The sequence below is a fragment of the Methanomassiliicoccus sp. genome (assembly GCA_012719175.1).
GTDB lineage: Archaea > Thermoplasmatota > Thermoplasmata > Methanomassiliicoccales > Methanomassiliicoccaceae > UBA6.
Map to the genome: position 1 here is coordinate 267892 of JAAYAX010000005.1, position 12492 is coordinate 280383.

The window sequence follows — 12492 nt, forward strand, 5'->3', positions numbered from 1 at the left end:
CACCTCAGAGGATAGGAGTAAGGGATACACTGCCTCCCACCTCCTTCTGGTCGAAATTCAGAGCATAGCACTCAGTGAACGGTTCCTCCCCGTATAGCAGGACCGTCCCGCCTATGCGGTCTATCTTCAAGCGGGTGGTGGCCAGGTCCTCCAATCTGGAGGTGGAGGCGCTTGAGGTGGGCGCCAAGGCCACGAAGATGCCCTGGTTCCTGCGGACCAAGGCCAGGAAGTCCATGAGCTGGTCGCAGATGTCGTTTCCGTAGAGAGAGTGCATGGTGTCGAAGCCCATGACCGTAAGCAGAGGTTTCTTCGATGTGGCGAGAGAGAACTCGATGTTCTGCCACTTGAAATCGAAAGAGGCGCTGGCACCCTCTATGGGCAGCACGTAGGAGGCACCGACCGAGGTGATCTGGTCGGCCTTCTCGGGTATGCGCACGAGATGATCGAACTCCTCCGCCTGTATCGACTGAGCGATCCTGGCCCGCACGATGTCCGCAGAGGCCTTGCGCATGGGTACCCACAATACTCCCCGGCCCAAGGCGATGAAGTTCGTCACCAGTGAGGACTCCAGGGCGTTGCTCACCGTCGTCGGGACCCCCTGTCCCAGCTCTATGAGGGTGATGGACCCGCGCTCCAGCCCCCCGGTCAGTGTGGCGTCAAGATCCTTGATGCCACAGGAGACACGATCATTGATATCCGGTATGGACCTCCATGGCGTCTTGGGTATCTGTGATTCCAGGAGCCTCTGGTAGCCGAAGGTCTGTATGCGGCCCTTGTCAAGGGTGAATATGTATTTGGGTTGCTGTATCTCGCAACCTCTGAGCTTTAGGATCTCCAGTTCCCGGATGCGCCGGCGATTGAACTCGTTGCGGGAGAAGTTCACAACCCCGTCGCCGAGGTAGTCCAGGTCCATATTGCTGCTCTCCAGGACGAAGAGGACGTTGGATCCATAGCCTTCCACGATATCACATTGGATGGTGGACAGGAGCTTGGAGCAGGAGATATTGTACTTCTCGGCCAGGGCGTCTATGGAGTCGATGACCACCAGGCTCTTCTCTGGCAGGTGTCTCTCGATGCCCTGGTAAAGGCCTTCGAGCTCTCCCAGGTCCTTGCCGATGGAGATGGACAACCCCCCTCCCTTCGCTACCTCCAAGGGAACGCTCTTGATGCCCTTGAGGTTGCTGAGGCCGAGCCGCCTCGCCGCGGGCGGAGTGCTCTGTTGAACGTTGGAGAAGCTGTCGCTGCGCTCGATACCTTCCATCTTGTCCTTGAGCCAACCGAACTGGGTCAGCAGGCTCATGTCCGAGACCCGGGTGGAGTGATAGAAGCTCTTCTCTATCGCCGACAGCTCCTCTATGGTCTGCAGTGCAAATGTGGTCTTACCGGTACCGGCATTGCCCCTGACGATGAGGGAGTGACCACCTGGATTGGTGAAGAACTGGTAAACCTCTATCGGTATCTTGATCTTGGGTTCCTTCCCCATTCAACTGACCTCTGTCGAATACTATAAGAGATTAAAATAAAATAATTAAGATTTTGTTTAAATGTTTGCTGCCGATTACTATCGCTGATAATGTGCGACCTCGACGGGCATGATTCTCATCTGGACTATGCGACCAAAAAGTTATAAGAAGGGAGAGCCGAATCGACCAGGGGAGGCAGAGGCTTTGAAGGCGGTAGTGTTGGCTGCGGGAGAAGGGACACGGTTGCGACCTTTCACCACATCGAGGCCGAAAGGCATGATACCGGTGGGGAACCGTCCTATCCTGGAATACATCGTGGAGGCCTTGGTCCAGAACGGGGTCAAGGACATAATCATGGTCGTTGGCTACCGCGAGGACACCATCCTCTCGCATTTCGAGAACGGTCGCCGCTTCGGTGCCAGGATCGAGTATGTCGAGCAGGAGAAGCAACTGGGAACCTCCCACGCCCTGGCACTGGCGTCCAAGTTACTGAGCAACGAAGGTTTCCTCGTGGTCGCGGGGGACAACCTCATCGACTCCCGCCTGATCGGCGACCTCTTGGAGAAGAGGGAGGGGACTTCCATGGTGGTCACCCAGAGCGAGATCCCATCCAAGTATGGGGTGGTGATGCTCGACAAGGGAAAGGTCGCCAGTATCGTGGAGAAGCCGGAGTCCCGTGTGGGGAACATCATCAACACCGGCGTCTACTACTTCGAGAGCAAAGTCCTCCGATATTTCCAGGACAGGGAGCCTTCGGTGGAGCTGGGGATCACTCAGACACTATCTCCTATCGCCCAGGAGCTGGGGATCACTCCTATCAAGACCGCGGGCAAGTGGATCGATGCCGTATACCCCTGGGACCTTCTCAGGGTCAATTCCGTGGCCCTGGAGTTCCACGGCCAAGGGATAAACGGGACCATCGAGAACGGGGTGACCATAAAGGGACCGGTCTCCATAGGCACTGGGACCAGGATCCGTTCCGGTTGCTACATCGAGGGACCGGTGGCCATCGGGGAAGGATGCGATATCGGGCCCAACGTGGTCATCATGCCCTCTACCAGCATCGGCAACGGAACCATCATCGAGCCGATGAGCTACCTCAATAATTGCTTGATAATGAGCAGCGTCCGCGTGGGCTCTCATTCTCACCTCTCGCATGCGGTCCTGGACGATGGCGTCAGGGCCAAAGCAGGCCTTATGGCCCCGGTCGGGGTCTCCTACTCCCGGGTGGACCGGGAGCTGTTCAAGCTCACCGATGTGGGAGCCCTCGTGGGGCAGGACACATTGATAGGGTCCAGAGTGGTCATCTCCTCAGGATCGGTCATAGGCGCAGCATGCCGGATCGAGGACGGAGTGAAGGTAAGCGGTAATCTCGAAAACAGGAGCGTTGTGGTCTAAAATGTGCGGTATCATCGGATATGCCGGCCCCCGGAACGCCCAAGAGGTCATTCTTGACGGTTTGAAGAGATTGGAGTACCGAGGCTACGACTCCGCGGGCGTGGCCATCGTGGGCAGCTCCCTGGAGATATTCAAGGAGAAGGGGGAGATATCGAAGCTGGCCTCCACCATGCCTTCCATAGAAGGTCACCTGGGTGTAGGGCACACCCGCTGGGCCACCTGTGGAAAGCCGTCGAAGGAGAACGCCCACCCCTTCCTGGACTGCGAGGGTCGCATCGCGGTGGTGCACAACGGGATCATCGAGAACTACCAGGCTCTAAAGAAACAGCTCATAGATGAAGGCCACGTGTTCACCTCCGAGACCGACACCGAGGTGTTGGTGCACCTGCTGGAGAAGCACTATAAGGGGGACCTCCACGCAGCGCTCAGGGAGACCCTGAAGGAAGTGAAGGGTACCTACGCTACCGTAGCCCTGCATGTGGACAGCAACCAGCTGGTCGCCGGCCGCAAGGAGAACCCTCTGGTGGTGGGCCTGGGACACGGGGAGAACCTCTTCGCCTCCGACGTCACCGCCATCCTCAACTACACCAATAAAGCGCTTTACATCATGGACGGCGAGACCGTGGTCCTCGATCCTCAGAACGTGACCATCTATGATAATGAGGGCAGGATCGTGCAGCGGGAGCCGCATGTGGTCACGTGGACGGTGGAGGATGCCCAGAAGGGCGGTTACGAGCATTACATGCTCAAGGAGATATTCGAGCAGCCCACAGCCATCCACAATTCCCTCCTCGGCAGCCTGGAGGAGCTGGAGAACGGAAGCCTGATGGTGGACCAGGACGTCCCCTCGGTGAAGCTGGTGGCATGCGGCACGTCCTACCATGCCTCCATGGTGGGGAAGTACATCATCGAGGCCCTGGCCAAGATACCCACCACCGTGGAACTGGCCTCCGAATACCGCTACTCCCCGGGTACGGGGGAGAACCCCCTCACCGTGATGCTGACCCAGTCAGGAGAGACAGCGGACACCCTGGCCGCGGCCCGTGAGGCCCGCCGGAGGGGATGCCGCACCTTGGCCGTCACCAACGTCGTAGGCAGCACCATCGCTCGAGAGGTCGACAGCGTGTTCTATACCAACGCCGGTCCGGAGATCGGCGTGGCCGCTACCAAGACCTACACCGCCCAGCTCATGGCCATGTATCTTCTGGGGATCCGTCTGGCACAGATACGTCATACGATGGGCAGGGATGAGGTGCGGGAACTTATGTCAGACCTCCGGGGAATGCCCCGGTACGTCGGAAGTGTCCTCGACAGGTCACAGCAGGTGAACGAGGCCATCGATATGCTGGTGCCCGCCCAGGACGTGTTCTTCCTAGGGCGCAACATCAACTATCCCACGATGCTCGAGGGGGCATTGAAGCTCAAGGAGATCTCTTACATCCATGCGGAGGGATATGCCGCAGGTGAGCTGAAGCACGGCCCCCTGGCGCTGCTGACGAAGTCCACGCCTGTGGTGGCCGCCTGCGTCAAGGACCACACCTATGAGAAGATGATCTCCAACATCTCCGAGGTGGCCGCGCGCAACAGCCCCATCTTGGCGATCGGCGTGGAGGGCGATAGTGACCTTGCGGCGGTGTCGGACGCCATCGTCTACATACCCCCCATAAGTCCCATTCTGTCCCCGGTGCCTCTCACAGTTATGGTCCAGCTCATATCATACTACACTGCCAAGAAGCGTGGCTGCCCCATAGACAAGCCCCGGAACCTCGCCAAGAGTGTGACCGTCGACTAGTCCAAGCGCTCTGGGCACATCTCCCTGCGGGAGCAGGAACGGCACTTACCCGGTCGGTCGTGGTTACGGTGCGCCTCGCCCGAGGCCATGACCTCTCGCATCTCCGCCATCTTCGACATCAGGGTGGACCGCAGGCGATCGTCGAAGGCGATGATGTGCTCCATATCGCCGTACTTCAGTATCCCGTAGCTGACCTTTCCTTCCTTTTCCAGGAGAAGGCAGTAGGCCGCCAGCTGGATCACGTGGGAGAAGAGGGGACCGCGGGGCACCCTGCCGGTCTTGACCTCCACCGGGACCAGGTCCCCACCTATGTCCAGGATGTAATCGGGACGCCCTGATAGGCCGTGCTCCTCGGAATGAAGGAGCCGGGGGGAGCCGGACTCACCTATGTAAGCGATGCGTCCCCTGACATGGGTCCGGTCCCTCACCGCCCTCGCCCCTTCGGCCTGGTGCTGTGACATGTACAGGGCGACGGTGGCCCCCATAAGGAGCACCAGGGCCACAGCCTGTGCCAGGAGGCCCTGGTCAAAGCTGATCCCGAAGAAGGGGACGGCATTTATGGCGAGGACCATGGCAAGAATGGCAAGCGTACCCACGATGAGGTCGCTCTTCTCTCCCTCCAGGCGGAGGCGGGCCCGTGCCGAGCCGTACAAGATGAAGATGGCCAGTATGATCCACAGGACAGCAATGATGCTGAGGACCCGGTAGCGTAGGACATAGTCGGGGGATGCGAAGACGAACACCCCTACCAGCGCCAGGGCCGTGGCCACCATGGAGGTGACTATGACCACTTTGTCATAGGAGGAGGCGAGTCGCTCCTTCTTGACGATGTCCTCCAGCTCTCCGGCCATGCGGTCGTGCTGGTCCCTGCCGGCGACCAGAGCGGGGTCTTCGGTGACCTCATCCCTGAGACTCCAGCTCAAAGGACAGTAGCAAAACTTTTCCAGGTCCCCGGCCGATATGCCCTCCACGGCCACGCCCATGCTGTCGGAGTATCTATTGCTGTCTGCCTGAATCGCAAATCCAGGACCCGGAGAGGCTCTAGATCTGGCGGTTATCGACGATCTCTTCCGGGCAGAAGTCTTCTACGGTCTGGCTCTCGCAATTGAGGCCGCACAGCCCGGCATCGATGATCTCGATCCCCTGGGGGCAGTCCATATCCTCCACGTGGCCGAACCAGTAGACGACCAGCCCATGACCGAACATGTCGTAGTACTGGCTCAACTGCCCGCGGACGTTCTTGTTGAACTCGGTGCGGTCCCCAAAGGAGGCCTTGGACTCGATCCAGTTGATCGTCCAGCCGTTGATCTTGAGAGGCTCATCGAGGAGGCAGTCGGGGGTCTTGGCGAACTTGCCCCTGAGGTCCTTCTCGGTGCGGTAGCTGATGTTGTGGGAGTCTAGCCACTCATGCAGCTTCTCCTCCCCCCAGGCTCCGCGCTTGTACTGTATCTCGTTGCCCCATGGGGAGTATATGCTGTCCGCCTCGGTGATCTCGATGATCTCCTTCTTCGTTCGGGGGTTGGCGATGCACTCCGGTTCCCGGACGTACTTCCAGAACTCCTTCTTGGAGAAACCGTCCTCCTGGAACAGAATCAGCGCGGTGAGGATGGGAGGGAACCGCCACTTCCTGGCGATCTCCAGCAAGCTGGTCCCGGCCTTCCATTCCCTGAGCATGCGGGGAGCGTTGCGCTTCACGACGTGATATTTCTTGGTGGCCTCACGCACCGTTCGCTGGGTGTATATGACGTTGAGCAGCTCCTCGTCCAGGCCTGTTTCTTTGGACAAGGCTTTCACATCATCATAAGTATCGAGGCGGTCATAAATAGCCTTGAAATCGTTAAACTTCATGTGAACTTCAACCTATAGTTGCACTCTAAGATTTCGTAATCCATGAAAGCTCTTAAACATATCGCCATTAAATACGTAAGCCAATGACTCCATCTGACCTTTGGATGACGGTACACGGCGAAACATGAATAGGTTATATATCACGGACAAGCATTTATCATCCAATATACTAAGCCAGCCATTTGAGGAGGGAAAACATGACAGAAATGCCGAAGAACATACCATTCCTAGCAAACAGCACGGGCCCCGCATGGCTCCCCGCGGCGGCAAAAGATGCTCGTCAGTTCGCATACTGGGGACAGCTGATCATGCTGCTCATGCTCCTGATCGCCTTCATCGGTGCCATAGCGAGCATAGCCACGGGAAGCTGGGGGACCGCAATCTACCTATTGATCTCCATGGTGGTCATCGCGTTCCTTTATTACATGATGGTCCCAAGTGTGTTCACTCCTCTGGACCAGGGGAAGTTCAAGGAGGCCAGTGACCGCCTCATAATCTGGGGTATCATCGGCCTGATCTTCGGCGGCGTCATACCCGGTATCCTGCTGCTCATCGCCTTCATCAGACTGCAGGAGGTGTTCCAGCCGCAGTACCAGCAGTATCCGACGCAGTACTACCAGCAGCCTCAGCAGTATCCTCAGCAGGCTCCTCCAGTACCGCCTCAGCAGACTCAGCAGTACCAGGCGCCGCCCGCCCAGTACCAGGCGCCGCCGGTGCCTGTACCCCCGCCGGCACAACCCGCACCCGCCCCGGAACAGCACAACTCATCGAGGGCTGAGATGATCAAGTGCAAGAACTGCGGCGTCCAGTACCCGGCGTTCATGAGGAACTGTCCCAACTGCGGCACCCCTCGGCAGTAAACACCTTAACGCTCATTTTTTATTGGGCCGGGGGACGGTCCACGTACACCAGGATCCCCCGGTGCTCTATGGCGCGGATCCGATGGTATGGTATCTTGCTATCGGCGGTTACAAAGAACGAACGCTCCAGCTCCACAATGTCCTCCCCCTTGACGGCCGACAGGTCGCCGGGGGCTCCCCGGTGAAGGTAAGTGATCACCACATCCTTCAGCCCTTCCCTTTCCTTCCATTTTATCCTGTTCAGGACCTCTCGTGGATAGACCGTTCGTCTCGCCCCCTAGCGAATCTCGAAAGTAGCATCTATTCTGTGGTCAATGTGAATACCATGAATGCTCTAGCTATTAGTGATTACGTTACCTCCGGCCCGGTCCTGCAGCTTCGCGGCAGAATGGTGGATGTGCAGGGAGGTTCTGTCCACCCGGTCCGTCTGAGGATAAGGGGGAGTAGGATATTGAGCATCGAGAGGGACCCCTCAGCGCCCTCCCGGTTCATTCTGCCCGGCCTTATAGACGCCCATATTCACATAGAATCATCCCTTCTGACACCAGCACGCTTCGCGGAGAAGGCGGTGGTGCACGGCACCACTGCAGTGGTTGCCGATCCTCACGAGATCGCCAATGTAGCGGGGATGGAGGGGATCAAGTATATGCTGGATAACGCGGCCTCGGTTCCCCTGAGGTTCCACTTCACGGTCCCGTCGTGCGTGCCCGTGTCCCCGCTGGAAACGACCGGAGGGGTGATAACCGCCCGTGACGCGAGCATGCTCTTCCAGGACCCTCGATTTGTGGCCTTGGGAGAGGTGATGGACCACAACAAGGTCCTGAACGACGATCCCGACACCATGGCCAAGATCGATGCCGCGGTCAGGGCGGGGAGGCCGGTGGACGGCCACTGCCCCGGTCTGCGTGGAGAGGACCTGGACCGCTACATAATGGTGGGAATCACCACCGAACACGAGGCCGCCTCGTTGGAGGAGGCGGAGGAGAAGGCAAGGAAGGGCATGACCATTATGGTGCGGGAAGGGTCCGCAGCGCAGAATTTCAAGGCCCTGCTGCCGTTCGCCCGCAACAACCCTCATTTCCTGGTGACCGACGACCTGGAAGCGGAGGACCTTGTCCAAGGACATATGGATGCCATCCTGCGTAAGGCCGTGGCCGAGGGTATGGACGCGGTCCAGGCCATTAGAGCGGTGACCATGTGGCCTGCCCAACACTATGGGGTCCCCGGAGGATGGATCCGTCCCGACGGTCCTGCGGACCTGGTGGTGGTGAGCGACCTCCAGGAGTTCAAGGTGGAGGAGACGTGGATCAGGGGGATACCCGTCGCCAGGAACGGCCAGCCCCTGTTCACCGGGGGTCCTATGGCCTTCCCCCGGACGATAGGTGCGAGTGAGGTCCAAGGTGGTGACATGACCATTCCGGCCAAAGGTTCCAGGCTCCGGGTGCGGGTCATCGTGGCCAAGGAGGGCGAGATCGACAGCGGTTCGGCGATGGCGGAGCTGGACGTCATCGACGGGAGGATCGCCTCCGACCATGACTGCGACTGTCTCCACCTGGCGGTGGTGAACCGCTATCGCCCCGCGCCCCCAGCGCTGGCCTTCATCCGCGGGTTCTGCCTTAAGGAAGGGGCGCTGGCATCCTCGGTGGCGCACGATGCCCACAACATCATCGCCGTGGGAGTGGACGGGGAGAGCATGGCCCACGCCGTCAACGAGATAATCCGCATGGGGGGAGGCATGTACGCTGGCAGCGGGCAGCGGAAGGCAGTGCTGCCTCTGCCGGTGGCCGGCCTGATGAGCGATCTCCCGGTGGACGAGGTGGTGCGAAAGGAGAGAGAGCTCCACGAGCTCGCCCGGGAAATGGGATGCCCCCTCCGCCGACCGTTCATGACCCTGTCCTTCCAGTCTCTGCTCGTCGTTCCCTCCCTGAAGTTGGGGGACCGAGGGCTGATGGACACCCTCCGCTCGGAGGCGGTGGAAGCGATAATAGCCACCTAGGCCGGAAAGTAAGAAAATACCCCCCATGCATTCCGGGAACATGCTGGATAAGCTGAAGCAGAGCCTCCGGGAGTCGCCCGTGGTCCGCATGGGCGACTACTCCTATTTCGTTCATCCCATCACCGACGGCATCCCCCGCATGGACCCCGCCCTCCTGCAGGAGGTGGTGGACCGCATGATGGAGATCACCGATCTCCGCTGCGACCTCCTGGTGGCCGCAGAGGCCATGGGCATCCATCTGGTCGTCCCCATCTCCCTGCGCACGGGTATCCCGTACGTGATCGTCCGCAAGAGACGCTATGGGCTTCCAGGAGAGGTGAGCGTGACGCAGGTCACCGGCTACTCGCGGAAGGAGCTGTACATCAACGGGCTGGCCAGAGGGGACCGGGTAGTGATCATGGACGATGTCATCAGCACCGGGGGGACCCTGCGCGCCATCATCCACGCGTTCCAGGAGATGGGTGTGGAGATCGCCGATATCGTCGTGGTGGTGGAGAAAGGAGAAGGTAGAGAGCTGCTGGAGCGCGAGCTAGGCATCAGGATCAAGACCCTGGTCAAGGTGGATGTCCGCGAAGGCAGGACCACAGTCCTGGATTGAAGGCGAAAGCTTTTTTGTCGATAGCGCGCTGACGCGTTAGCACCGAGGGATGGGCACAGCTCCTCTATGGACGGTGAACGCTCCCTCGACGGGAGCGATGTAGGATGGCCGACCCTGAGAGCTTCAGATGCAAGCTGGTAACCTGGAACGAGATAGCGGAGTGGACGACAGACCTGGCCAATGAGCTGCAGGAGAACGGCGTTCAGCCGACCGTGGTCGTAGGTCTGACGCGAGGGGGCTGGGTCCCGGCCAGGCTCCTCTGTGACCATCTGATGGTGAAGAAGCTGTACGCGGTGAAGACCGAGCACTGGGGAGTAACAGCCAACCAGAACGGAAAGGCCCTGCTGACCCAGGAGCTCAGTGTGAACATCGCGGGAGAGAGCGTGCTGGTGGTCGATGACATCACCGACACTGGGGAGAGCCTCACTCTGGCGATGGCCCACCTCAGCTCATTGGGGGCCAAGAACACCCGCAGCGCGACGCTCCTGCACTTCAACCATTCCAAGTTCGTGCCCGATCACTGCTCCCGCAAGCTTCCCGATGACCCATGGATATGGTTCATCTTCCCCTGGAACCTGCATGAGGACCTGAGGACGCTGCTTCCCAAGACCCTCACCGAGCCCCGCACCGAGGAGGGCATCCGCCAGGCCTTCCGCGACCAGTTCTTCATCGATGTGCCGGAGGAACTGTTGCCCATCACCCTGAGGGACCTGGAGAAAAGCGGAAAGATCGTCATGGACGGCAATATCGTCAGAATGAGGTAACGGACCAATTGACCTGCGGTCCTTCCCTCATTTCACCAACCTTTTTTTCATGATGATTATGGCGAGGAGGAAGGTCACCACGGTAAGGACCACGATGTAGAGCGTCGCCCACAGGTCCATCCATCCCACCGTTCCGAAGCTCAGATTCCTCATCAGCAGGCTGGTGTGAGTGAGGGGTAGAGCATACGCCACCGGCTCTATCACGCCGAGGGATGAGGTGGGGAAGAACGTGCCCCCGAACAGGAACATGGGCGTGACCAGGAGGTAGAACGGGTAGTTGAACGAATCTATGTTGGGCACCAGGCCGGTGAAGATCATGGCTATGGATGAGAACATGATGCCCCCGAGGAAGGATATCGCCGGTATCAGCAGCATGGTGGGGGCGGTGAACAGCACCTCAGGTATGAACGTGGCGCCCAGGACGATGATCACCAGCAGTACGATGGCGGAGTTCACGAAGCTCTTGGTGGCGCCCCACAGGATCTCCCCGGCGATGACATCCTCGATGCTCACGGGCGTGGCCACGATGGCATCGAACGTCTTTTGGTAATGCATGCGCACGAACGAGCCGTAGGTGCACTCGAAGAAGCCGCCGTACATGATGGAGATGGCCACCAGGCCAGGGGCCAGGAATCGTATGTACTCGATCTCCTGTCCGGCGTATTGCAGGTTCATTACCAGGCTGCCCAGCCCCGCCCCCATCGCCACCAGGTACAGCAGGGGCTCCAGTATGGAAGGGAGGAAGTTCGTCTTCCAAGTCTTGAAGAACACATCGGCGTTCCTCCTCCACACATAGATGGCCCCCCGGTCGATGTTGCTGATGAGGCTCAATCCTTCAGCCTCCTGCCGGTGAGCTTGAGGTATACGTCCTCGAGGGTCGACGGCCTTACTGTGGAGTACACGTCAGGGTACCTACGCTTGAACTCCGACTGTATCGTCTGACACTGCCGGGAGTACAAGTAGATGCGGTCCGCCGAGCGCTCTACCTGCCCTCCTGTAGCAGCCAGGTAGTCCTCGATGCCCTGCCCGTGGGGGTCTATGACCTCCATGACGCAGGAGCCCACCTGGTCCTCGATGAGCTCCTTGGGAACACCCTCCAGGAGGAACTTCCCTTTCTCCATTATGACCAGGCGGTCGCACAGCTGCTCGGCCTCATCCATGTAGTGGGTGGTGAGGATGATCGTCGTCCCTCTCTTCCGGAGGTCCCTGATCTTCTCCCAGATGAGGTGCCGGGCCTGGGGATCAAGACCGGTCGTGGGCTCGTCCAGGATGAGGAGCTGGGGGTCGTTGATGAGGGCCCGGGCCATTATGAGGCGCCGCTTCATGCCACCGGACAGATGTTCGATCTCGGTGTCCTTCTTCTCCGTGAGCTGCATCATGTCTAGCAGCTCCAGCGCACGCTTCTTGGCCTGGGCCGGGGGGATGCCAAAGTAGCGGGCGTAGGAGGTGAGATTACGGAGGACGGTGAAGTCAGGGTCCAGATTGTTCTCCTGGGGCGCCACGCCGATAAGGGCCTTGACCTCCTTGGCACGGGCAGTGATGTCCATTCCCAGAACCTCCAGGCGTCCCGCGGTCAGAGGGGAGGTGCCCTGTATCATGTGCATGGCGGTGCTCTTCCCCGCACCGTTGGGCCCCAGGAACCCGAACACCTCTCCTTTGTCGATCTGAAGGTCGATATGGTCCACCGCCACCAGATCGCCGTACCTCTTCACCAAACCCCGTGCGGAGACCACTGCCGGCATCTGAGCACACTTATGGGTCTTATGGCATTAG

12 protein-coding genes are annotated in these 12492 nt (G+C 59.4%); 6 read left to right on the plus strand and 6 right to left on the minus strand.

Going from position 1 to position 12492, the window contains the following annotated elements:
* Positions 1–4 precede the first annotated feature (4 nt).
* Positions 5–1483, minus strand: a complete 1479-nt coding sequence (locus GXX95_04940) for a hypothetical protein (GenBank protein ID NLT37484.1) — start codon at positions 1481–1483, stop codon at positions 5–7.
* 184 nt (positions 1484–1667) lie between these two features.
* On the opposite strand from GXX95_04940, the gene GXX95_04945 reads away from it, so the two are divergent.
* On the plus strand, positions 1668–2861 hold the full coding sequence (locus GXX95_04945) for an NTP transferase domain-containing protein (GenBank protein ID NLT37485.1): 1194 nt from the start codon (positions 1668–1670) through the stop codon (positions 2859–2861).
* A gap of 1 nt (position 2862) precedes the next feature.
* Positions 2863–4653, plus strand: coding sequence for a glutamine--fructose-6-phosphate transaminase (isomerizing) (gene glmS / locus GXX95_04950; GenBank protein ID NLT37486.1), 1791 nt, complete (start codon positions 2863–2865; stop codon positions 4651–4653).
* Here glmS and cas4 read toward each other — a convergent pair.
* Together cas4 and GXX95_04960 are read right to left on the minus strand one after the other, a co-directional pair.
* Entirely contained in the window at positions 4650–5636 is a 987-nt protein-coding gene (gene cas4, locus GXX95_04955) for a CRISPR-associated protein Cas4 (protein ID NLT37487.1), read from the minus strand. The two genes, glmS and cas4, sit on opposite strands and share 4 nt — an antisense overlap.
* Positions 5637–5694: 58 nt before the next feature.
* Positions 5695–6438 carry a TPD domain-containing protein gene (locus GXX95_04960; protein NLT37488.1) on the minus strand — a complete coding sequence of 248 codons (744 nt, stop codon included), beginning with the start codon at positions 6436–6438 and terminating at the stop codon, positions 5695–5697.
* 260 nt (positions 6439–6698) lie between these two features.
* Here GXX95_04960 and GXX95_04965 point away from each other — a divergent pair, with 260 nt between their 5' ends.
* Positions 6699–7361 (plus strand): hypothetical protein, encoded by a 663-nt coding sequence (locus GXX95_04965; protein ID NLT37489.1) that lies wholly within the window; start codon positions 6699–6701, stop codon positions 7359–7361.
* A 19-nt stretch (positions 7362–7380) separates the two neighbouring features.
* Here the strand turns inward: GXX95_04965 and GXX95_04970 are convergent, their stop codons facing one another.
* On the minus strand, positions 7381–7605 hold the full coding sequence (locus GXX95_04970; GenBank protein ID NLT37490.1) for a DUF504 domain-containing protein: 225 nt from the start codon (positions 7603–7605) through the stop codon (positions 7381–7383).
* Positions 7606–7686: 81 nt separating this feature from the next.
* Between GXX95_04970 and ade the strand changes: the two genes are divergently transcribed.
* The 3 genes from ade to GXX95_04985 all read left to right on the plus strand — a co-directional run bounded on the left by ade (position 7687) and on the right by GXX95_04985 (position 10719).
* On the plus strand, positions 7687–9357 hold the full coding sequence (gene ade / locus GXX95_04975; GenBank protein NLT37491.1) for an adenine deaminase: 1671 nt from the start codon (positions 7687–7689) through the stop codon (positions 9355–9357).
* A gap of 40 nt (positions 9358–9397) precedes the next feature.
* A complete protein-coding gene (locus GXX95_04980; GenBank protein NLT37492.1) occupies positions 9398–9955 on the plus strand; it encodes a purine phosphoribosyltransferase family protein in 558 nt (185 codons plus the stop codon).
* Between the two features lie 104 nt (positions 9956–10059).
* The gene (locus GXX95_04985) at positions 10060–10719 is read left to right on the plus strand and encodes a phosphoribosyltransferase (protein ID NLT37493.1); all 660 of its coding nucleotides are present in this window, start codon (positions 10060–10062) and stop codon (positions 10717–10719) included.
* Between the two features lie 27 nt (positions 10720–10746).
* Here GXX95_04985 and GXX95_04990 read toward each other — a convergent pair whose 3' ends face one another.
* Entirely contained in the window at positions 10747–11550 is an 804-nt protein-coding gene (locus GXX95_04990; GenBank protein ID NLT37494.1) for an ABC transporter permease, read from the minus strand.
* Complete coding sequence (locus GXX95_04995; protein ID NLT37495.1) at positions 11547–12461, minus strand: ATP-binding cassette domain-containing protein; 915 nt, start codon at positions 12459–12461, stop codon at positions 11547–11549. The genes GXX95_04990 and GXX95_04995 overlap by 4 nt, the downstream gene beginning before the upstream one ends.
* Between the last annotated feature and the right edge of the window lie 31 nt (positions 12462–12492).

Bases quoted from the DNA above. Each gene is read 5' to 3' on its own strand.
- ade (NLT37491.1), top strand. From the start codon at position 7,687: ATGAATGCTCTAGCTATTAGTGATTACGTTACCTCCGGCCCGGTCCTG.
- GXX95_04980 (NLT37492.1), top strand. From the start codon at position 9,398: ATGCTGGATAAGCTGAAGCAGAGCCTCCGGGAGTCGCCCGTGGTCCGC.
- glmS (NLT37486.1), top strand. From the start codon at position 2,863: ATGTGCGGTATCATCGGATATGCCGGCCCCCGGAACGCCCAAGAGGTC.
- GXX95_04985 (NLT37493.1), top strand. From the start codon at position 10,060: ATGGCCGACCCTGAGAGCTTCAGATGCAAGCTGGTAACCTGGAACGAG.
- GXX95_04940 (NLT37484.1), bottom strand. From the start codon at position 1,483: ATGGGGAAGGAACCCAAGATCAAGATACCGATAGAGGTTTACCAGTTC.
- cas4 (NLT37487.1), bottom strand. From the start codon at position 5,636: ATGGGCGTGGCCGTGGAGGGCATATCGGCCGGGGACCTGGAAAAGTTT.
- GXX95_04965 (NLT37489.1), top strand. From the start codon at position 6,699: ATGACAGAAATGCCGAAGAACATACCATTCCTAGCAAACAGCACGGGC.
- GXX95_04995 (NLT37495.1), bottom strand. From the start codon at position 12,461: ATGCCGGCAGTGGTCTCCGCACGGGGTTTGGTGAAGAGGTACGGCGAT.